Source organism: Paenibacillus sp. FSL R5-0473 (genome assembly GCF_038004565.1).
Classification (GTDB): Bacteria; Bacillota; Bacilli; order Paenibacillales; family Paenibacillaceae; genus Paenibacillus; species Paenibacillus amylolyticus.
Map to the genome: position 1 here is coordinate 139,898 of NZ_JBBORL010000002.1, position 21,697 is coordinate 161,594.

The window sequence follows — 21,697 nt, forward strand, 5'->3', positions numbered from 1 at the left end:
AGCATGTAGCTCTTTCCACCGTTGACGTCGCACTCCGTATGGGGTGTGTGGATTGAAAATATCAAAGTTTGTGTTTCTTATCTGATGGTATGCGTCGCACTCCGTATGAGGTGCGTGGATCGAAATTCGTCCTGGTTAATGCCGAGTATTGAGTTACGATATCGCACTCTGTATGGAGTGCAAGGATTAAAACTGTACATTGATATTATCTCTAGTAAAATTTTTGATGCACTCCATATGTAGCGACTCGGGTTAATTCCGAATGGCTTGCCGTTAGTTTTGTGATCTTTGATCTATATCGGTATCGTATAAATAGACAAACACCTTTTTTTTCGCTAGAATACCTCCCGTTACTTATTCGACTTAAACGTAAGGAAACGACACGTTTGCCCGCATTTCCCGGCTCTACGCTTCATGGGGTGGGCTGCACAGGATATCGTCAACCCTTATATCATTGAACCACCTCGGCCAAGGCATTTTATGATAAAGGTGATGCATTATGCTTCAAGCTCATCTTGATCGGAGATGCGGTTCGTTACGCCAAGAATATTGCGGCTTCGTTGACCCAGGCACAGACAGGTGGTATCGGAGCCTAACGTAAGGCGTTCGAACTAACAGACATTTTTCATGCAGATCAGTATGGACCCATTTGGAAACAGGGGTACTTTGAGATGAACAGAGCTATACCTGAAAATAATTCTTTCCGTCCGTCCGCTGCAAGAACAGGCTTCATGGTGCGCCGTGCATTGGTGACTCCTGTTCAGATACGTCGAGGTTGGGCGCTGATACAGATGATTGTGTTTTTACCGCAATCATTCGGGGTATTACGAAAAGAATTCAGTTGTTGACGAAGTGTTACGGAGGAAATATAAACACATATGTAGCGATGAGGGTCTGTAAATTGGCAAATGAGATTAGCCTACTTCTTTCGGATTTATATCTGAATGAGATGCATCGATACTCCAGTCGAAGAAAAGAATCTTAGTAACAATGAGTCAAGCGGCGGCAGGGTTAACCGAAGAATAACTAATTTTATTCAACACTCCCTTGACAGGAACAGAATACCTTGATATAACTTTTCTTGCAAGAGGTGTTGCTATATTCCCCGCCAACGGTGTTGGTTGTGGCGATTATCTGATGTTTATACAAAAACGCCGTTACCTTATGGTAATTGTGCTTGAAAGGCCTCCTTTTGGAGGCCTTTATTCTTTTTATTATAGAGATTATATAATACAAACTTAAGAAGTAAATTAGGTGATTTAAACATTGTTATAGTAAAAGAATAGAACATGAAAATGTTGAATGAGGTTCAGTAGATATGGAACTTTCACATTGATAAATCAAATGATAGAGCGTTGTTACTGATGCTTCGAAGTGATATTATCGAAGTAAGAGAAGTCTATATTTCATGGTTTTCTGTTTAATTCTTCGAAAAGAACTTCTAAAAAAGGAGGTAACACTCCATGACAGAATCCATAAAACCACAGAAGGTTGAATTACATTCACAGCGTGAGATACTTACCTCAAACCGAAAAAAAAGAGAAAATATGGTCAAAATATTTCAACATATAAGAAGAACGAACAAAATGATTGATGATTTCACGTTAGTGAGTACACATTTTAAAAAAGGTAACTCTAAAGAAACTCGGTGATTATACCGAGTTTTTTATTTCAATTTTTTAGGTTTAAAAGCAGGATAGAAAAGAAATGATGTTACTTGAAACTCGATATGTGGAGGCGAGTACATAATAAAAACAAAAAAATTTTACCGTTTCTGAAGAAACCTCAGAAGGTGCCTCATAATGATCAAGAGCAAATCTTTAGAGAGAACCGAGCAAGAAGAGAAATATGTTAAAGCAATTTGATCAAAGTAAAAAAAATATTTTAGATTAGTTTAGATGCCCTCTGAATGATGATTGCTAAGCCCGTTACTAATGGTGGTGATTCATTGTCTTTCTCTCAATACTCCTCATATATAGGAACCTAGTTAAGCGCATATAGTATGCCTTACGAGGTTAATTCTTCTAAGCATACAGGTGTTGTTCAATTGCTCTAATTCATGCTGTGTGGAAGGTTCAAACAAAAAAAAGTGGAAGAAAAAAGATGTCGAGGTAAAAGAACTTGTACCGATTACCGGAATGGACAAGAACATAGTCTAATTTCTGATTAGATATATATCTAAACACATTTAAGGAATACACTTAAAAGCGCATAAATTGCATAATAAATTGTTCACTTGGTTATAGAACAAATGAAACGGTGAGAGGTTTAATACCAGCGGATAGGTATTAAAGCAGCGTAATATTGTACTGTAACTTGCGGTTGAGAACAAAAACTTGTACCCGTTTCCGAAATAGAAAATAACATGTACGCACTTCCGATTAGATAAATATCTAAGTGTGGGTAGTGAGTCTCTATTGAGCGACCAACAGGATAAAGCCTGGATTATGGACAAGAGAGCAGATCCAACGCTCGGAAGTAATTCCACTGGAACAGTAATCCCATTTGAAATAGATAAAACAATCTCGTCAATAACCACTGAACCGTATTGGATAACAACATACTCCTATTAAGAATAGGCGAATATCTAATCGTTATTTGCGCTAATTCATTAAGCTACACCAGCTAATCGCTTGTCTAGGGACCAGGATCCATCACCGATCCATTGGGAACATATCCATACTGGCAAATCACTGAGAATGATTTTGGATGATCAAGGACAAAAAATCGAGTATGAGGCAGCGGAAGAGTTGGAATAGAGTCCTAAGCTCTCAAATTACACGAAAAATGGTAGGCAATTATCTGGCCGTTTTTTATCGTAATTATCGATTGGAATTAAAATCTATAATTAACATTAAGTTTACACAATGAATACAATTATGCATATTTAATGTTATAAAATAGAAAATATAGTCATTTAGGGAGTGTTTCTCAACTAAACACTTGAAAGTCGAAGGGAGATTCTATCTGTGAAAAAATTAATTACAGCTGCATTATCCATCGCACTGTGCCTTGAAGTTGTTGTTCCTACGGTGATGCTTGCAGCTCCAAATGCATTAGAAGCTAGCGTAAGTCAACTTTCACAAGAAAAACAAGACTTTATTTTCTTAGAAGGAAAGCCGGGAGACGCATATCTTGTATATACGTACGAAAGTAATGGAGATACGTATAAAGTTGAAGAAAGAGCTAATAAGGATTTTACTGAGGTTAATAGTACAATATATGTGAAGAACGCTGAAGGGGAATTTGTTGAGCATGCAATTCAAACTGCTATTATCGATACCCAAAATTCTCTTTTCCAAGTTACTACTAATGAGAATGGAGTAATTGAAACAGAAACACAAAATTTTGGTGTCGATACAACCGATCTCTCAACTATCCCAAATATTCCTGTGCGTCCTGATAGAGGCGATTTGATAACCCCTTTTGATAGCTATATGGGAGGTGCAGTATCTGCCTGGTACTATGGTTCCTGGACGAATGGTAGCAGCAAAATAGAAAGATATACTGTCACTGCCGTGACAGCATTACTTATTGGGCTAGCAACCGCTGCAAACCCTTCCGCTGCAGTGGCGACATCAGTTATAGGTACTATGGCTCTTACCATTGTTCAAGATCAATATCCACTTGTATATTATAAACGGCGGTATGCAGAAAAAAAATCCTTGGTCGCTACAACTGTCATTGTCGGATCTAAATGGGATACTATTTTTTATAGTGATTCATCCCGTACGAATGAGTTAAATCGTACAACCGCAACAAAGTTTTTGAACGGGTATGTGGCGGATTAAAATGAATTTTAAAATTTTCCTTCAAAACTTCTTAGGATTCTTCATACTCTGCAGCTTAGTATTTATTGGATTCAATATGTTAATACGACATAAATCGTGGGATGAAATCGATCATATGTTAAACTTATTCAGCGCAATTATCATAAGCTTAGTAGTAGGCCTTTCAAAGGCAAGGAAGTAATTTTCTCTGCGTAATCTCTCTAAATGACTATAAAACTCGTGACATCACTCATTTATTATGCGCCTTCGGCGCTTTTTTTATTTTATATGTGGGCTTTATGTATGGATACTTCAGTACTCGTATGCCACCTCTACTAGTGATATGTTAAAATGGAAGGACATGCAATACCAAAGAAATTCCACAATGAACATATCCTCACTCTAAGTGGCTTATTTTATAAACCAAGGATAAACAAATTATTTAATCGCTTGCAGACATAACTTGATGTCATTAGATGGTTCCGTAAACAGCGAATAGATTAATGAACACTTTTGATAAAAATACTGCTGCATTTATGTCCTTTAAAGAATACAAAATGATAGTCAATCGATATATGTGGAATAAGGAAATAAATGGTAATTTCGGCAGGCCTTCCTTTATCTATTGGGGCTTCCCGGGATTTCAAATGGCTAAAAACAACTTCCGTAATTAGCTGCTCCTATTCAGCCATTATTATTTGCCAGATATATACGCGGGGGACATCGATGAGTATGTGGAAGTAGGTGCAATGACTGCTTATTTTGATTAAGTACGATGTAAACACGATAGATAGTGAGGGCAGAAGACGGCTATCTAAAGTGGCAAAGAAGTGTGTAGATCACGGACAACGTGTACAGAATTCCGTATTTGAATGTATATGGACGTTACCCAGTTTAGACGATTAAGATTTGAACTGGAAGAATTGATTGATAAGGATTCAGATAGTCTTCGATTCTATAACTTAGGTGAAAAGTACAAAAGTAAAGTCCAACAGGTTGGAGCCAAAGATTCTTATGATATCGATGATCTATTAATACTCTAGCAGGTGCGAATGCCAAGCTCACATGGTTTCCCTGGGGGATTCGCACCACGAAATATGTCGAAAAGGTCTTTTTTGTGACCTTTTGGCAATGATTTTATGTCATAAGAGTTTTAAAGTAGTAGAAATATCGAAAATACGTTAATAGATATCCTTGAAAACTAGTTTTTACGTCACTTTTCGCTGTCGCACTCTGTATGGAGTGCGTGGATTGAAATGATCAAATTCTCAGTGTTAGCCGCATCCCTCTCAGGTCGCACTCTGTATGGAGTGCGTGGATTGAAATAACACGATCTGCAGGAAGTCATTGATATATTACATGTCGCACTCTGTATGGAGTGCGTGGATTGAAATCGTGAAGGAACTATTTTTCTTGGTCGGAAAAATGGGTCGCACTCTGTATGGAGTGCGTGGATTGAAATACCATTCATTTGCGTAAGCGAGTGGGCGAGGATAGTCGCACTCTGTATGGAGTGCGTGGATTGAAATTTGCCTGAAACTCCGACCGTGCTCTTTAAAGGTTAGGTCGCACTCTGTATGGAGTGCGTGGATTGAAATATCGTGGCGTTGTTGTCGTTGATCTTGCTGATCAGTCGCACTCTGTATGGAGTGCGTGGATTGAAATACATTTAAAAGTAAGTAAGAGTTAAGTACCATGAGTCGCACTCTGTATGGAGTGCGTGGATTGAAATGTCTCCAGTCCATAGGCGTTACCCCCGTCCCTGGAGTCGCACTCTGTATGGAGTGCGTGGATTGAAATCGACAAACTCGCGCTCGATACAGCGGTCACGTATCGTCGCACTCTGTATGGAGTACGTGGATTGAAATTAACTTTTAGGTGTGTAGTATGCCAGGATTGCAAGTCGCACTCTGTATGGAGTGCGTGGATTGAAATAGTAATGAAGGGTTCGGCGGTCATAGCGAACTTGAGTCGCACTCTGTATGGAGTGCGTGGATTGAAATGTTGGATCGACGATCTTGCGCTGTAATACGATGAAGGTCGCACTCTGTATGGAGTGCGTGGATTGAAATATTCTGAGATAGTCCACGTCGAAAATGGCCTTATGTCGCACTCTGTATGGAGTGTGTGGATTGAAATAATTCCAATAATTCTACTATACTCGGCTGCTTGAGGTCGCACTCTGTGTGAGTGCAATAGATAAAATAGAGTAAAGGGAGTTATCCATTTGCGAATAAGATGGAACATTATGAAATAGAAGTGAGGGAGTATGCATATGCATGCGGTAGTGACAATATTATTCGGTTAGTAGGTATAGGTATCAAGACGATTACTATTTCGAAGACACAACAATCTTGACCAGAATAAACTATCCTACTTACAAATAAACCTACCTAGTGAACGTAACTTATATAGTACCTAGAGCAATCCAACAAAAATTTTCCGAAGCATCTGATGAAGTAAGTAAACTTGTATCAGAAGTTCATGGATTATGCTTTAGAGCCTTATAAAGAAGAGATGTTTCATTATGGATACGGAGACGTAACGTAATCAGATGAAGAGTTATGAAAAGAACTCTTAACTTATAAAGAGCCTTTGTACAGGACTTTTATTCACTTTTGATGTAACCAACAGTGTTGGGAAAAATTGTGCTCTGACTTTAGGTCACCTTAACTATAGTTTTCAATTTCCTAAGCTACTGTGAGTAAATCAGATCCAATAAATTGAACTTTATAACTTCAGGGATGAGAAAGTGAGTTTTGCCTTATCTACTACTGAGAAATTACATTTCAAACAGAGACGAAGGCCTTTACTGATCTTCGTCTCTGTTTGTTTTTGGAGAGTTTTTTTCAATGGCTGCAATTAAATCCTCTATTTTTGGACGATATACAGAGAAAATGTTCTTTTTTTTCGATCCAATAAAGTGAATTTTTTCATTGTCAAGAATTGAGATGTCTTCAATAATAATAAATCCTTTATCAAGTTTGTCATCAGGGGATGCTATAGATGAGAGTAGCAATCTGTTATTAAAAGTAACTTTATATATTAGTAAAGGGGTATACTGGTATTTCTCGAGATAAATCCAGTGGTATATTATTTCTTTTTTTTCTGCCCAATTGATAGTAATAGGCATAACTACTAAATAGATCACAAAGTAGAGCACTAGATCAGAAATTTTAAATATAATATCATCTCTATTTAATATTGAAGCTATCAGTAAGATGCAGCCTGAGGCCAAGGTTGCTCCAAGACTAGATAAAATTAAAATTTTAATTATTTTCCGATAAAGAGTCTTTCGTGGAGTTAACAATTTTCGTTCATGCTTATTAGCTAACAATAGGAGTATACCTGAAATAATGACTAAAGGTGAAAGAGTGGAAACCGAGAAAGTGAACCAATTTTCTTTTAAGCTTTCAAACATGTACACACCGCCCTCTGATTTGTAATATCTATATCGGAACTTATGATTATTAATTTTATATTTATGAAATTCAAAAGAATTGTGTAATGTCATAATTAGTGAGAATTGTAATTTATGCAATGTTATTCAACTCTATTGAATCAAGAACAATCAGTTTTATAATATTATGTCGCCTCTGGGCTTGATCAATGTTGTATTGGACGAAATGAGAAAAACGTACGATAAGAAGTTTAAGAAAAAGACAGTTGCCCTCTATCTCAAAAGGGGTTGGATATAAGAGTTGAGCGCGTGAAATGGGGATTGACGATGCCTTGGTTCACCGAGCAGCAAAAAGTTTGAAGTGATTAAGGAATTGCTTCATAAGAATTACAACCTTAGTCTACTATGCAACCTGGTTAGAGTATCTAGAAGTGATTAAACCGACGAAAGAACATTTCGCCGAAGCAGCTCAAAGGCGAGGGATGAGACTTAAAATCGTCGAATGCTACGAGAGGTTCAAAGGTATATATGGATACCGCAGAGTGAAAATCTGGCTGAAGCGCACCTACGCCATCCATATGAGCCACAAGTGTGTACAGCGAATCATGGACGAATATTAGGACTTCAGACAGTTCTTCGGAGGAAAAGAACTTACTACGGCAAGAAAGAGGCTTACGTCATTTCGGATAACCATCTAAATAGAAATTAACAAACCAGCCGAACCATTGAAGGGCAGGAAAATTTAAAACTTATGGATACGGGCTCTATAATATTATGCTTCAGAACGGTTTAGCTGCTCAGCTAACAAAGGAAGTACAATTTGCATGATGAATAAAAAAAATTCTCTTTTAACAATGAAATATTCATAATTGTTTGTTGTGAACAGTGATAGTAACCGTATTCAAAACATGTTAAATCATAGTATTCAAATGAAAAAAAATGTTGTAAAGTTTACTCTAGTAGTTATAAAGAATTAGAATATTTCCAACAAAATCATAAGGAAGTGAATATAGATGGTATACGGATTTGTTTCTGTAGTTTTACTTTCGATTGCATTAGCATATGTCCTTTACATACGTAAATCTAGGTCTCGGATTAAAATTAATCACACGTATACGTCGAAAGCAGGTGTATTTCGAATGGAAGGCCTGACGAAGCGATTTGTCATTTGTAAGGATGAGCGATTCGAGTTTTTAGTTGAAGACGGTATCATTACAGCATGTAAGGATCGTAAAATACATACCGATTTTGTGTATTACAATACGGAGGATAAAGACAATGATTAATAAAATGAAACAGTTTGCTAGTAATGTACTTGATCGTTCAGCAGACCTAGTTCAAGGCATGACGGGAGAAAAAGAGCGGAGAGAACAAGTTGATCGATTAAAACGATTATACGATACATATAGAAGCGATATCAGTCTCTTGATTGAAAAAATAAATAGAACAGTCAATCGATTCAATAATCGCATTGAAGAACTCAACAAGGTTCGGGAAACTAAGATCAAACGAAATGTTGCTTATTTAGGTATGTTTCTTTCCCAATTTGGTAATATCAATTCGGTCAAAGATTTTACAGCAGAGGAACAGCAAAATCAGATTGAACTACCTCATAAGAAATTTGAAGCGATCGATGATTATATTGAGAAGATTGATTGGAGCAAGGGTGATGTTTTCGCAAAGACATTCTTCAAAACCATGTTGGGTGTAACTGTTGAAACAAGAAATAAGAATAAAAAGACGGCTCAACGAATCGAGGAATTCACAATTGAGGGTAATCAGATGTTGGAAAATAGTAAATTGAAATTGCGATTTGTAGAAGAAGATATTCAAATAATAGATATGTATCAAAAAAGTGTTGAGTCCATTAGTGACACGATTGAGTCAAAAGTCATGCCAGAACTGGAGCTGATTCAGGCCTTCTTACAATGTGAGACTTTAAAAAATCAACTGATTGCCAATCAAGAACTGTCTGTAACCACAGTAACTGATCCAGGATTATTAGCTACTAGCCGGTACCAGAAACACTATAAATTTGTGAAGAATGCTTTATTTTTCTTCGTTATATCTTCTAGAATTTATAATACTCCTGTACTAACAAATTTGCTGACTAATGAAAAGCATGAAAAAGAACGAGAAGCTGTTTCTAATTACAGACGTATCGTAACGACACAACGTGAGAAAATTGAACAATATCGTATAGGCTGAGGGGAAAGGACTGTATATGAATATTCGACAAGTAGTACATAGTAGAGCAATACTTCTGGAACAGGAACAGAGACTTTACGAATCAGCAATCACAAATATTAACCTAGAAATGAAAAAACTACTCAACAATGATTTCGGATCACAGTTAATTAGAAATTCTGGTAGAGACCTGGCAGGTGAACTCGTTCGGAATTTCTTTGATACTTCGGATTATCATATTACTGTTGATCAAATGATGCGAAGAATATTGGAGTTCAATTACGATGATGAATATGATCCACTTGCTGCAGGACAAGACGTACAAAAACTAGTCTTCAACTACAATGATCCCGATAATGCTGGAACTATGAAAACGATAATGAACGATTTGGAAAATTCGAAACAAAAATTGTTTGAAAAGAGTGAGAGTGCTCATCCGCGTTATAAAGACTCTGGAATGATTCAAAAGGGGAAGAAACAATACCGAGAGCGTCGTCATTCAGAGGGTTCAATGCAGGATGATTACACAGAAGGTATAGAAGCCTCAAGGTTAAACTCTCAAGGCAAACGAGTGAGTCAGTTACATGTGGAGCACACGCAGGCATTAAGCTCAGCATATGTCTACAACCGTTATTTGAAGGACAAAGCAGAAGATAGGATTAAAGAATTTTATAATTCTTCGGATAATTTCACAATGATGTTTGAAACTGCCAACCAATCCAAAGGCGATGTTAGAGTAGAGGTAAGCGTGAAGGTAAAAAATGAAGATGGTGTGAGCTACGAAAAAGTAGATATAACTCATCGAGCAACTCCACATGAGATGGCAAACGCGGTTGCCAGTCGCTGGGAACACCTTCAAGGCGAACCGAAGAAAAAACTTCAGGATAGTGGATATCTTGATGGGAATGGGAAAGTCTCAAAACAAGTGAAATCCGAACTAGTTAAAAATTATCGCAAGTCACAAAATGAAGAAAGTAAAGTCATATTGCATGAGACAGACTATAAGAAGGTCGTCAATGATGCTGGTAAACATACCACAAAGTCTTTGAGCAAAATCGTTGCCGGACAAGTCGTCTATTATGCAGTACCTGCCCTTATTTATGAGATTCGGGTCATCTTAAAAAATAGGAAACTCAAATTAAAAGAAGTATTAAGGAAACTCGAGAAAGCAGGAGAACGAGTGGTTCGGTACGTGTATTCCAAAATAGGATCTATATTTAAAAATATCATGAATCAAGGGCTGAAAAAGTTTTTGAAGTCCTTCTTTGATATCCTGATTAATCTTGTGAAAGCTACTGTAAAGCGGATGCTTAAACTTGCTAAGAGTCTTGTACTGTCCCTCGTCGATGCAGCAAGAATTATTGGCGATAAAAATGCCACTCCAAGTCAAAAGGCAGATGCCGTCTTTAATTTAATATCCGTGACGGTAACATCTTTTGTACTAGAGATGTTATTTGAATATGTAGAGCGACAGTTTGCTATCCCAGAACCATTATTATTGCCATTACAAATAATTGCTACAGTCCTCTGTTCTAATCTAGTTATGCTTATTTTAGAGAAAGCTGATCTTTTTAGTGTTCGTCATGGTCTTCTCATGGCAAATATTCAAAAGGTATTTCAACGTGAAAATGAACTGTACTTGCAAGAGCTAGGGGGACTGACTTCTTCACAACAGAGGGGGACAGAACTAAGGCTCAAGGAGATTGCTTTAGAGATCGAAGAGACCAAGCAACGTTTACAGGAGATTGATCCACATAAAGATTCTGTTATTCATGAGCTTGAAAAGATAAATCGACTGTTCGATATGAATATCGACTTCGAAAAAGAATGGAAAAGCTATTTGGGGGTTGCATATTAATATGCTCTATATCATTGGGATAATTTTAATTATTATTGTGATCTCTGTTTGCTGTTCAATGTTAAATAGTCGATAACAGGAGATTTGGAAATTGATTAATATGGAGTTAAGAAAAAGGTTTAAGACCTTATATGATGACGTTGGGATAGTACCGTTATGTAATCGAAAACGAGACAGGGCTCCCCACATAGGACGATTCTGTTTCCCGCTATGTTGGAGATGCTCGAGCGTTGCTTTAGGACTGACAGTTTGTTACGCACTTCATAGTATTATTCCAGATGGGAAAATCGATTGGAGTATGAGTGTGTTAGCAACTACATCAATCGTCTTAATTTTTCCCATGATATGGGATGGTTGGAGACAATATGTTAAGGGAAAAGAAAGTACAAATTGGCGACGAATACTTACTGGAACGTTGTGTGGAGTGGGTCTCTGGTACACTACAAAATGGTTAGTTGCTCTTATGTGCTAGAACTGTGTACGGTTAAGAAACAAGATATTCAGATTAAGATTTGATGGTTAACTAAACATCTCATCACTTTTTGCACTAACAGTGAGAACGGCCAAATAACAATGAATTTACACTGACTATATAGACTTAATCAAAATAAATTCAGGTAGTGTCCCAAAGATGACGATGATCTGACATTAAGCGTTGTACTAAATAGCTTGAGATAATTCTCGATAACAAATATTTAGCTAGTTTAACTTTGAGGGTTTTAATTAGATAATTTCACTTCGTTTTCCTTCTATATTTTTCTTGAGAAAAAAATATATAAAAGTTATTGTATATCTTACATTCTTAATTGTCATTAGTGTATACACATTAGTCATACTAGAGAAGCGGTAGCATATTGCTGCTTGCAACAAAATAAAAACACTTAACGCAGGAGTAGCAAGTTTGGGTCGCACCCCTTATGGAGTGCGTGGATTGAAATTATGAGGAAGTGATAGAAGGCGGGGACGCAGTCGAGTCGCACTCTGTATGGAGTGCGTGGATTGAAATCTGGTGCAAGCGGTTTTAATTCTACCCATAGTACAGTCGCACTCCGCATCGAGTGCGTGGATTGCAATTTGAGGGACAGGGCAAGGAATTCCTTGATCATTAGTCGCACTCTGTATAGAGTGTGTGGGTTGAAATATTTAGAGAAAGTGTGGTGAGGTAATGGCAGTTGGTCGTAATCCGTATGGAGTACTTGATTGTACTAGATGGAAAAACGATGAATAACGAAGAGATCATACAATATTTAACTGCAAACAAAATTATCTTAGTCCCAGAGATGAATAAACGAACAGGATTTCAGCATGTTAAATGGAATTCTGTTTTTTTATGTATAAACTGAAATCCCAAAAAGGATTAATGAGGGACTATACAGAAGGTACTATAATATATTTAAATAAAATCAAGATTAGCGTGAGAAGGTAAGTTTTTGTTTGTATAACTGCTATATAACAGGTAAAAGTCGAAACGGTATGCTAAGTACGGAAACATTAAAAGCATTAGATAAGAAGCAAGCTTTAAGTTTGATTGAAGATAGTATGGTATGTAAAAGAGGTATAGATATTTCAAAAATTTTCAACAATTAACGAACTTCTTTCATCCATCAATTCGTTTCTTAGATCCAGGGATATCAAAATAGTTCGAATCCTGGTGGATCTGGGGATTTAGAATGGGGATGTCCGCATGTTGAAGGAAAAAGATCCATAGAGAGTATTCACCGTATTTGATGGTGATTAAGCTAACGAAATAAGCCTTGGATGCGGGGAAATCACTAAATAATGAAGGGATTGATACCTACATTGACACGCTTCTCAAAGGAGAAGATCCAGACGAATTCTCTCAATGTCTGGTCAAAAGGTTTTCAGGATAAAGCAGATGTCCCTAAAATCGATCAGGTTAAAAGGACGATTATTTATATAATGAAAACTTTAATGTTATTAGTTAGAAGCTTTTAAAAATGAAAGGGAGGTAACAATGTGGCTGAATCAAAGGGGAAAATGTACGAAGAATACATTAAATTGTTCTTTGAAAAGTGGGGGAACTCCCTAAGTATAGTGCTTTCTAAGGGGGAGCTTGAATGGGTGGAGAAACAGTACAAAATAGTCGGAGCTTCTGGTATGAAATGGTCGTTTGACATTGCCTTTTTAGTAAGGGATGAAAACGGACAGGAATATAAATTTATAATAGAGGCCAAAAATTATAGAACTTCTAAATTGACTCCAGGGGAAGTCTCAGAGCTAGCAGGGAAAATTTCTGAAATAGACGATATAGCTGGAGTAATTCTTATTTCCAGCAATGATTTGAGTAAAAACTCTGAGTTAGTCGCTTCGCATCATAATTTTGAATGCTGGAAAATGCCTTTTAATGAAAGGGATACTAGCTATCTAATAATAAACAAAGAATTGAAATTGATTCAAGCTTTTGACGAAGAATCCTACAATACCCTAAATAGAGTAGAAGAGGAATGCGAAACAATAATTACTTATGCTGATGGAAGGATCGAAAGGCTTAATCTTTAAAATTTGTTTTGAATTACAGAATAGAGAGGAATCCTGTTTTTATATTAAGGAAAAATAGGAAGCCTTCATCGGTGGTCTCCTCTTTTTTAGTCTTTAGAATTGTATATCATTAAAGTGACTTATGTGGGTTACTGAGCGTTTTATAATATGAAAACGCTGTACTGTATAAAGGGAAGGCGCATTCTACCGTTTCATAAGAGCAAAAAACTTGTCTGGTTTTATGAACGATGGGTCGCCCTCTGTATGAAGTTACCATTACCGCAACCGATGCGGAGTTAACCGAGGAGAATAGAAATGAGAAAGTATTTATTATCTATACTAGTAGTGTTGTTTTCGTTATTCATCGTTTTTCCGTCCAGCACAGCTTCAGCAGCCAATGGTAAAGTCAACTTGAAATCTCACAGTTATAAGGGACAACCATATGTACAAGTTGTAAACCACCCAAACAAGAATGCTGCATCTAAAATGAACAAAGCATTAAAAGCTCATGCTGTTAATGCTGCTTCTGTAGCTAATAGTAGTGATATCAAGCAAAACAAAGATTACTATTACAAGACGAGTGTCCAAACCGCTTACAACAAGCAAGGTGCCTTGTCTGTTGTTTATTATTCTTACGTCTATACCGGAGGTATACATGACATGCAATGGGTAGAATCTTTCAACTTCAATTCCAGCAATGGTAATAGAATATACATGAAAGACTTCTTAGACAGCAGAACAAAAATAGTAAGAGCGAATGTGTACCTCCAATCAATTCTTAAAAAAAGAAGTCAAGCTAACCCTGGATCAATTTTGTACACAGATACGATTCTTGACATCCAAAAGGGGACGTTTTTCTATAATGACAAAGGATTCACAGTAAGATTCAATCCATATGAGGTTGCTCCCTTTTCAGAGGGTTTTGTAGATGTATACATCCCTTATGATATTATCGTAAACGGACAAAACACAGCACCAGTAAAACCGCAAAAGCCACAGATTACTCAGGTTTCCGGAGTGTTAGCATCTGATATACACGTATACTCAAACGACCTCAAAACTTTCTTAGGAACCTTATCAACCAACACTTATGACAGAGACTCTATCTTCAATGAATATGGAACTTACGGAAGCCAGTACAACAGATTAAGCATATGGAACAGTTACGGAAATTACGGGAGTTCATATTCATCAGAGAGCGCGTTTAACGAGTACACTTCTACTCCGCCAGTGCTCGTTTATAAAGGAGAAGTTTTTGGATATGTAACATCAAATACGTATCTCACTAATGGGATTTTACCTTCAAAACTTTTAACGTTTGCTGAATCGTTATAATTCGTAAGCACCCTTCTGGGTGCTTTTTTCATTCATTAAGAATTCAATTCCAGTAAACAGCATAACCGTATAGCCCTGGCGGTCGCACAAGATTCGGGGGCATTGTATTTGTAATCTGGGCGGTCGGGGGAAAATAAAAAAGACACTCGGAGTAGTATCTGTATACTGGTATACTTTTTTAAAGCGGATTTTTGATGGGGATGTTCATCTGCTGAGGGTTGTGTTTGAAGAACTTCACTTTCTAACAAGTTATTTCATTCTAATAAACACCTTTATCGCAAACTGTCTATTCGTATATCTTAACTAGTTGTCAGGTAGAATCAATAATCTAAACAGATGTGCGGCAGGGAATCTTAATACCCTTATGTAAAAGAGTTTTTCAGAGAATTGCAGCATAAAAGTGTCTTATAAATAAAGGTTCTTTTTACTGAATGTATTCCAAGAGGTCACCGGGTGTAACATTAAGTCCTTTACATAATGCACCAAGAGTTTCGTAATCAATACGCTTAGTTGCGTTGCCTTTCAGAGAAGTAATAGTATTTCGACTTACACCAGTCAGTTCTACAACGTCTTTATTTTGTAATCCACGTTCTTTCATGATGTCGCCAAGTCGACAACGGATAAGTAATTCGTTCATGGTAATGCCTCCAGTGAAAAAATATAATGCACAACATGTTGACATATAGTCAAGAAGATACTATGATGAGTGTAATGAATGCTAGTCAACATATTGACATTTTGAAAAAAAATCCGATTATTATGCCAATCCTAGCAAAAGGGGCTGTCTTTAGCAACTACAAATAATCTAATTAAAGAGTGTAATTGATTGTGAAAAGCTAAAGTATTCGCAATGTACCTCGATTACAGGAACTGAGTACAAATAGGAGGATAATGCAGTGATCCTACATATTGATGCTTTTTATTCGTATAACAACGTGTTTATGAATTATGAATCGGGGCTTATTTCAGATTGTAGTTCTTATAAGGTAGGGAAGCAATGAGACCATCAAAAAAATTAAAACTTGCTTCGTTGATACTTGGCTCTATTGATGATGATGAGAATTTTAGCTTATTTCAAGGATACGTTATGAATGAAAGTTATTTCATCTTTCTTGACGAAGGTGCGTTATGGTTGCGCCATGTGTACAAGGTCGATCGCGTAGGGAATACATACATCAATGGAGATGCTGGAGGGATAATTCTCTCCAAGCAAACTCAAGGAGATGCCAGGGTATTGATTGAATCCATTGTGGATCAATTGTCTGAAATGGATGCGTTGACCTTTCTTACGGATGTCCTGTTATGGACTCCAGAACGTGTTGATATGAATTTAAGGCTTGATCGTTTCCAATAAGAGTGCGAAAGAGAAGCTCACATAAAATTCCTGGGAGAATTCCATCTCTAAGATGTTGTTTCCCTATTTTGTATCATTTTGATGACGTCTTCTAGAAAGTAAATATTAAGATGAAGATATTATCTATAGTAAGATAGCGGAATAACACTTTATGGTCGCACTCTACGATTGAAATAGGATCTGAATCCGGTAATCCTGGTACTGGATCGTCGCAACCCGTATAGAGTACGTGGATTGAAATGGAACAAACACGGTAATGCCGCAATTTTGTGCCTGTCGCACTCCACATGGAGTGAGTGGATTGAATTGGCGTGGATCGAGGAAGCTGAAACCAGTAATAATGTCGCTCTCTGTATGGAGTTACCATTACCCAGCAGATACGGGGTTAACCTCGGAGAATAGAAATGAGAAGTTATTTACTATCTATATTTAGTAGTGTTGTATTCGTTTTCATCGTTTTACCATCTAATACAGCTTAAGCAGCCCATGGTAAATTCACCCTGAAGTCTTACAGTTGTAAGGGACAACTATATGTACAAGTTGTAAACCATCCAAACAACATTGTTTACATATCAATCTACGACGTATACGAGGGGGACATAAGAAGAAAACGACTAATTATTCAACAAATATCCAAGTAGAGAGGTGGTTATCACCGAGGTAAGGAAAAGGGTAGAAAAGATGGATGTGGATGCCCATTATGTGATGAGTATCTCATCCTGCTGCAGGGAGCAAGAATGAACCTCAATTTTCCCTTTGCGAAATGTGACGAAGTTATCTGAAGCAGGTGCGAACCCAAAGCTCACATGATTTCTCTGGGAAATTCGCACCTCGAAATTTGTCGAAAACTTCAGTTTTATGACCTTTTGGCAACAGGGATATTGAGTTTATATGCTGTTGTGGGATATAGTGGAGCTAATATGTGGAAAAAGTATCGGAAATACGTATTAAGGTATTCTAAGCATAACTTGATACGTGTATTTCCGCTGTCGCACTCCGTATGGAGTGCGTGGATTGAAATCCCCTGCCTTGTTATACTTGGTGATACTCGCGGCAGTCGCACTCCGTATGGAGTGCGTGGATTGAAATTGTGTTGTTGCCAGCGTAGAGCAATACACCACCGGTCGCACTCCGTATGGAGTGCGTGGATTGAAATATGAATGCCGGGAAGATGAGAGGAAAGATCAGCGGTCGCACTCCGTATGGAGTGCGTGGATTGAAATTGGTCTGAGCAGCCTTTCGCTGGATAGTATCCATTGTCGCACTCCGTATGGAGTGCGTGGATTGAAATTTGATCGTCTGTTTTATATGAAATCATAATTCGATGTCGCACTCCGTATGGAGTGCGTGGATTGAAATAATTGTTGGATGCAGTTCAGCATGCGCTTAAAGGTCGTACTCCATATGGAGTGTGTGGATTGAAGTAGAAGAGTAAAAACATTGTTTCACGGAATAGATACTTCGCACTCCGTATGGAGTGCGTGGATTGAAATAATTGTTGGATGCAGTTCAGCATGCGCTTAAAGGTCGTACTCCATATGGAGTGTGTGGATTGAAGTAGAAGAGTAAAAACATTGTTTCACGGAATAGATACTTCGCACCTCGTATGGAGTGAGTGGATTGAAATTCGTCCTGGTTAATGCCGGGCATTGGGTTACGATATCGCACCCTGTATGGAGTGCGAGGATTAAAACTGTAGATTGATAGTATCTCTAGTAAAATTTTTGAGGCACTCCATATGTAGTGCCTCGGGTTAATCCCAAATGGTTTGCCGTTAGTTTGTTAATCTTTAATCTACATCAGAATTGGAGCATCGTATGAATAGACAAGCACCTGTTTTTTCGCTGGAATACCTCCCGTTACTCATTCGACTTGAATGTAAGGAAACGACACGTCTGCCCGCATTTCTCGGCTCTACGCTTCATGGTGTGACTGGTTGGGCGCTAACTCGGCATTCGGAATCCTATAGGTATATATTCGAGAATCGCCGATGGGGTGGAGCTGCACAGGATATCGTCAACCCTTATATCATTGAGCCACCCCGGCCAAAGCCAGTTTATGATAAAGGTGATGCGTTATGCTTCAAGCTCATCTTGATCGGAGATGCGGTTCGTTACGCCAAAGATATCGCGACGTCGTTGACTCAGGCACAGACATTTGGAATTGGAGCCGAACGTAAGGCATTCGAACTCACAGACATCTTTCATGCAGATCAGTACGGACCCATTTGGAAACAGGGACAATTCGAGATGAACGCAGCTACAACCGAAAATATTGCTGTTCATGCGCTGCAAGAACAGGCTTCATGGTGCTCCGTGCATATGGTGACCCCTGTTCGGATACGTCGAGGTGGGGCGCTGGTACAGACAATTGATTTTCCTACGATCATTCGGAGCATTACGAAAAGAATTCAGTTGTTGACGGAGCGTTATGGAGGAAGTATAAACACGGATGTAGCGATGAAGGTATGTGAATGGGCAAATGAGATTAGCCCGACGTCTTCCGGATTATATCTGAATGAGATGCATCGATACTCCAATCGGAAAAAAGAATCGATAGATTGGAGCGGCATGCTGGGTTCACTAACATTTAAGGGGGAGCTGTCTCCATTTATCCCTTGGCTGAACGCTGCCCGTATTTTGCATATCGGAAGGAACGCCACTTTTGGTTGTGGACAGATCGATTTGGTCTACAGGTCCATGTAATTTGAATCAGTCTTATCCATTTAAACAGGATTGTGATGTGAGTGAGTAATATGTGGGCAATTAATCTTGTAGGATGGAGGGTATAGTTCATCCTTGATCCAGTGGTAGTAATAAATTGCGAAATACCATGAATTCAGCTGAAGCAGGTGCGAACCCGAAGCTCACATGAATTCCCAGGGAGATTCGCACCTCGAAATTTGTCGGAATCTTCAGTTTTATGACCTTTTGGCAACAAGGATATTGAGTTTATATGCGGTTGTGGGATATAGTGGAGTTAATATGTGGAAAAAGTATCGGAAATACGTATTAAGGTATTCTAAGCATAACTTGATACGGGTATTTCCGCTGTCGCACTCCGTATGGAGTGCGTGGATTGAAATAAAAATACCCAAGGGAGGAACAAATATGAACGTGACGTCGCACTCCGTATGGAGTGCGTGGATTGAAATACCTTTATTGTACTTCTCCATCATTGGGACACCGGGTCGCACTCCGTATGGAGTGCGTGGATTGAAATTTCTTCCCGGACATCCCTTTGGTAGCCGAGAATCCGTCGCACTCCGTATGGAGTGCGTGGATTGAAATCGGTTCGTGTCCGATAAGCTCCGCCAGTCTCTCACGTCGCACTCCGTATGGAGTGCGTGGATTGAAATCGTTAAAATCGGAGGAGCAGCAACCGCAGAATTCAGTCGCACTCCGTATGGAGTGCGTGGATTGAAATTCATCAACGACCAGGAACATCAGTTTGCGGTACGGTCGCACTCCGTATGGAGTGCGTGGATTGAAATTCTACCAGTGCCTTTAGGTCTGGGTTCTTTTGGAGTCGCACTCCGTATGGAGTGCGTGGATTGAAATCAATATGCGTCACCCTTCTTGAGTGCTTGTTGCAGTCGCACTCGTATGGAGTGCGTGGATTGAAATACACCTCCTGGTATGGCTTCCATACGCCAATCCCCGTCGCATTACGTATGCAGTGCGTGAATTGAAATAAAGTAGGCGCTGTATTCACCTGTCCATAGGATCTGTCGCACTCTGTAATGGGGTGCATGGATTAAAACTCCTGTGGTATCTACGTGATGTTAGCCAGTCGATTCGCACTTCTTATGTAGTATGTGGACTGTAATAGAAGCGACGGCGAGCTTCAGAAAAGGGTGGATGGTCGTTCTCTTTATGGAGGGCGTGGATTGAAATGCTTAATTTACTGATAATCTCATTATTTGGTTTAAGTCGTACTTCGTACGCGGGTTGAAACATGAAATTCGGCTTATTATTGTCCGTAACGTTCCTGTCGCACTTCGTATGGAGTGCATGAATTGAAATATTTTGGCCCCTATCCTTCCTAACCCAAACGAGTCGCACTCCGTTATGAAATTAAAATAACCAATAGATGCAATTAGAGCTTAAGCTCAAGTTGCATCTTTTTTATATGGGATATTCAGGGAATGTGATATTCTAAGAAGAGTTGAACCTAAGCACAGCTAGTTGTATATGAGGGGATGATACTCTATGGCGAAGGAATTAACATTTGATGAGAAGAAAGAGAAAATGATTGCAAATGTTACAGGTAACTATGCTCAAGTGGAAAAGTCTATTGTTAACCAGCTCTTTATGAAGCACGATCTGCATGGCACGACGGTGGGTTCCGAGCGAGAAGGAATCTGGTCGCAATTATTTGAAATGATTATTCCTAAGAAGTTTGTTATTGAGCCATCAGTATTTATCATTGATTCTCATGGCGGAGTATCCAAAGAAGTAGACTTCGCTATTTTGGATGAAACGTACACACCTTATATCTTTCGTTATGGCAAAATTAAGTTCGTCCCCATTGAAGCGATTGCGGCAGTCATTGAGTGTAAGAGTCAAAGCCTTAAAGTAGGCTCCTTAAAAAAATGGGCTAAAAGCATCACATCTTTGAAAACCTCGGGAGACTCTATTGCGCGTATTGCGCCTGGTATAGCATTAGGCGTAGAAGGTGTTAGATCACAAAAGTCAACTCGTCCGCTTCGTATATTATGCGCTTTGGAGGAGAACTGTGGGGATGATATCAAGCAACATTTTGATTTTACATTACTTGCTTCCAGAGAAAATGAGCGGATTAATATTGAGTGTAATGCAGAAGATACGTTGTTCAACTGGTTCAAGAGTCTTAATTTTCATGAATATAAAATGGATGAGACATTAGAAAAGGAAACATTAAAATTACTGAAAGAGCACTCACTCGAAAAATACAAAGTGCATGACCAGGATGGTCAGAGTATCTCGCTGTTAACATTCAATTTCCAATTGAATCAGTTATTGATGTTAATTAATAATCCTATATTATTTCCGCATCGTGCATATGTAGGGTTATTTGACTATAAAGGGAAGGAATGAACTTTTAACGAAATTGTAAATTGTAGCTGTGTCGATGGATAAGGTGCAGTCCTTTCTATATGATGTGCTCCAAGCGCAGATCCAGGAGAAAAAAAGCAAAAACAAGACGTTGAAAACGATTATCGAATCATCTCAATTAATATCGGATCAGTTCTATCAGGATATTGGAATAGAGGAGAATAGGGGTCAGTTTTCCGGGCATCTTGAAAAAACGTT

General features: G+C 38.4%; 16 protein-coding genes, 1 pseudogene and 2 CRISPR repeat arrays. Of the genes and pseudogenes, 15 read left to right on the forward strand and 2 right to left on the reverse strand.

All coding sequences use genetic code 11. The features are described from left to right. Positions 1-671: 671 nt before the first annotated feature. The 4 genes and pseudogenes from MKY28_RS30580 (at position 672) to cas2 (ending at position 4,813) form a co-directional block, all read left to right on the forward strand. Entirely contained in the window at positions 672-848 is a 177-nt protein-coding gene (locus MKY28_RS30580; protein WP_340938265.1) for a hypothetical protein, read from the forward strand. Positions 849-1,463: 615 nt separating this feature from the next. Next, positions 1,464-1,652, forward strand: a complete 189-nt coding sequence (locus MKY28_RS30585; RefSeq protein WP_149847031.1) for a hypothetical protein — start codon at positions 1,464-1,466, stop codon at positions 1,650-1,652. Positions 1,653-2,969: 1,317 nt separating this feature from the next. Continuing rightward, on the forward strand, positions 2,970-3,791 hold the full coding sequence (locus MKY28_RS30590; protein ID WP_101314306.1) for a hypothetical protein: 822 nt from the start codon (positions 2,970-2,972) through the stop codon (positions 3,789-3,791). Between the two features lie 732 nt (positions 3,792-4,523). Continuing rightward, positions 4,524-4,813: pseudogene (cas2, locus tag MKY28_RS30595) on the forward strand (CRISPR-associated endonuclease Cas2). A 182-nt stretch (positions 4,814-4,995) separates the two neighbouring features. Next, positions 4,996-5,909: a CRISPR direct-repeat array (repeat unit 33 nt; unit sequence GTCGCACTCTGTATGGAGTGCGTGGATTGAAAT). Between the two features lie 670 nt (positions 5,910-6,579). Here cas2 and MKY28_RS30600 read toward each other — a convergent pair. Next, entirely contained in the window at positions 6,580-7,191 is a 612-nt protein-coding gene (locus MKY28_RS30600) for a hypothetical protein (protein WP_340938267.1), read from the reverse strand. A gap of 461 nt (positions 7,192-7,652) precedes the next feature. Between MKY28_RS30600 and MKY28_RS31760 the strand changes: the two genes are divergently transcribed. The 7 genes from MKY28_RS31760 to MKY28_RS30625 all read left to right on the forward strand — a co-directional run bounded on the left by MKY28_RS31760 (position 7,653) and on the right by MKY28_RS30625 (position 15,049). Further along, positions 7,653-7,790, forward strand: a complete 138-nt coding sequence (locus MKY28_RS31760) for a transposase (protein ID WP_422395300.1) — start codon at positions 7,653-7,655, stop codon at positions 7,788-7,790. A gap of 519 nt (positions 7,791-8,309) precedes the next feature. After that, entirely contained in the window at positions 8,310-8,456 is a 147-nt protein-coding gene (locus MKY28_RS30605) for a hypothetical protein (RefSeq protein ID WP_176872963.1), read from the forward strand. Further along, positions 8,449-9,378: a hypothetical protein gene (locus tag MKY28_RS30610; RefSeq protein ID WP_340938270.1), complete on the forward strand. Its 930-nt coding sequence runs from the start codon at positions 8,449-8,451 to the stop codon at positions 9,376-9,378. The genes MKY28_RS30605 and MKY28_RS30610 overlap by 8 nt, the downstream gene beginning before the upstream one ends. 16 nt (positions 9,379-9,394) lie before the next feature. Beyond that, complete coding sequence (locus MKY28_RS30615) at positions 9,395-11,215, forward strand: hypothetical protein (protein WP_340938272.1); 1,821 nt, start codon at positions 9,395-9,397, stop codon at positions 11,213-11,215. A gap of 100 nt (positions 11,216-11,315) precedes the next feature. Next, positions 11,316-11,687 carry a DUF2085 domain-containing protein gene (locus MKY28_RS31765; protein WP_445670944.1) on the forward strand — a complete coding sequence of 124 codons (372 nt, stop codon included), beginning with the start codon at positions 11,316-11,318 and terminating at the stop codon, positions 11,685-11,687. Between the two features lie 1,505 nt (positions 11,688-13,192). Further along, complete coding sequence (locus MKY28_RS30620; RefSeq protein ID WP_340938273.1) at positions 13,193-13,735, forward strand: hypothetical protein; 543 nt, start codon at positions 13,193-13,195, stop codon at positions 13,733-13,735. Positions 13,736-14,029: 294 nt separating this feature from the next. After that, positions 14,030-15,049 (forward strand): DUF3298 and DUF4163 domain-containing protein, encoded by a 1,020-nt coding sequence (locus MKY28_RS30625; protein ID WP_340938275.1) that lies wholly within the window; start codon positions 14,030-14,032, stop codon positions 15,047-15,049. A gap of 424 nt (positions 15,050-15,473) precedes the next feature. Here MKY28_RS30625 and MKY28_RS30630 read toward each other — a convergent pair whose 3' ends face one another. Beyond that, a complete protein-coding gene (locus MKY28_RS30630; protein WP_149847027.1) occupies positions 15,474-15,686 on the reverse strand; it encodes a helix-turn-helix domain-containing protein in 213 nt (70 codons plus the stop codon). A 360-nt stretch (positions 15,687-16,046) separates the two neighbouring features. On the opposite strand from MKY28_RS30630, the gene MKY28_RS30635 reads away from it, so the two are divergent. From MKY28_RS30635 to MKY28_RS30645, 4 genes are all read left to right on the forward strand, one after another. Further along, positions 16,047-16,403: a hypothetical protein gene (locus MKY28_RS30635; protein ID WP_340938278.1), complete on the forward strand. Its 357-nt coding sequence runs from the start codon at positions 16,047-16,049 to the stop codon at positions 16,401-16,403. A gap of 1,149 nt (positions 16,404-17,552) precedes the next feature. Next, positions 17,553-17,723 (forward strand): hypothetical protein, encoded by a 171-nt coding sequence (locus tag MKY28_RS31770; RefSeq protein WP_445670939.1) that lies wholly within the window; start codon positions 17,553-17,555, stop codon positions 17,721-17,723. 497 nt (positions 17,724-18,220) lie between these two features. Continuing rightward, positions 18,221-19,108, forward strand: a complete 888-nt coding sequence (gene cas6, locus MKY28_RS30640) for a CRISPR system precrRNA processing endoribonuclease RAMP protein Cas6 (protein ID WP_340938279.1) — start codon at positions 18,221-18,223, stop codon at positions 19,106-19,108. A 347-nt stretch (positions 19,109-19,455) separates the two neighbouring features. Then, a CRISPR array of direct repeats spans positions 19,456-19,963; the repeat unit is 33 nt; unit sequence GTCGCACTCCGTATGGAGTGCGTGGATTGAAAT. A 651-nt stretch (positions 19,964-20,614) separates the two neighbouring features. Further along, positions 20,615-21,481: a DUF6602 domain-containing protein gene (locus tag MKY28_RS30645; RefSeq protein ID WP_340938280.1), complete on the forward strand. Its 867-nt coding sequence runs from the start codon at positions 20,615-20,617 to the stop codon at positions 21,479-21,481. Positions 21,482-21,697 lie beyond the last annotated feature (216 nt).

Excerpts from the sequence above, each read along its gene's own strand:
- MKY28_RS30580 (WP_340938265.1), top strand. The coding sequence starts at position 672 with ATGAACAGAGCTATACCTGAAAATAATTCTTTCCGTCCGTCCGCTGCA.
- MKY28_RS30585 (WP_149847031.1), top strand. The coding sequence starts at position 1,464 with ATGACAGAATCCATAAAACCACAGAAGGTTGAATTACATTCACAGCGT.
- MKY28_RS30600 (WP_340938267.1), bottom strand. The coding sequence starts at position 7,191 with ATGTTTGAAAGCTTAAAAGAAAATTGGTTCACTTTCTCGGTTTCCACT.
- MKY28_RS31760 (WP_422395300.1), top strand. The coding sequence starts at position 7,653 with ATGAGACTTAAAATCGTCGAATGCTACGAGAGGTTCAAAGGTATATAT.
- MKY28_RS30605 (WP_176872963.1), top strand. The coding sequence starts at position 8,310 with ATGGAAGGCCTGACGAAGCGATTTGTCATTTGTAAGGATGAGCGATTC.
- MKY28_RS30610 (WP_340938270.1), top strand. The coding sequence starts at position 8,449 with ATGATTAATAAAATGAAACAGTTTGCTAGTAATGTACTTGATCGTTCA.
- MKY28_RS30615 (WP_340938272.1), top strand. The coding sequence starts at position 9,395 with ATGAATATTCGACAAGTAGTACATAGTAGAGCAATACTTCTGGAACAG.
- MKY28_RS31765 (WP_445670944.1), top strand. The coding sequence starts at position 11,316 with ATGGAGTTAAGAAAAAGGTTTAAGACCTTATATGATGACGTTGGGATA.
- MKY28_RS30625 (WP_340938275.1), top strand. The coding sequence starts at position 14,030 with ATGAGAAAGTATTTATTATCTATACTAGTAGTGTTGTTTTCGTTATTC.
- MKY28_RS30630 (WP_149847027.1), bottom strand. The coding sequence starts at position 15,686 with ATGAACGAATTACTTATCCGTTGTCGACTTGGCGACATCATGAAAGAA.
- MKY28_RS30635 (WP_340938278.1), top strand. The coding sequence starts at position 16,047 with ATGAGACCATCAAAAAAATTAAAACTTGCTTCGTTGATACTTGGCTCT.
- cas6 (WP_340938279.1), top strand. The coding sequence starts at position 18,221 with ATGAATAGACAAGCACCTGTTTTTTCGCTGGAATACCTCCCGTTACTC.
- MKY28_RS30645 (WP_340938280.1), top strand. The coding sequence starts at position 20,615 with ATGGCGAAGGAATTAACATTTGATGAGAAGAAAGAGAAAATGATTGCA.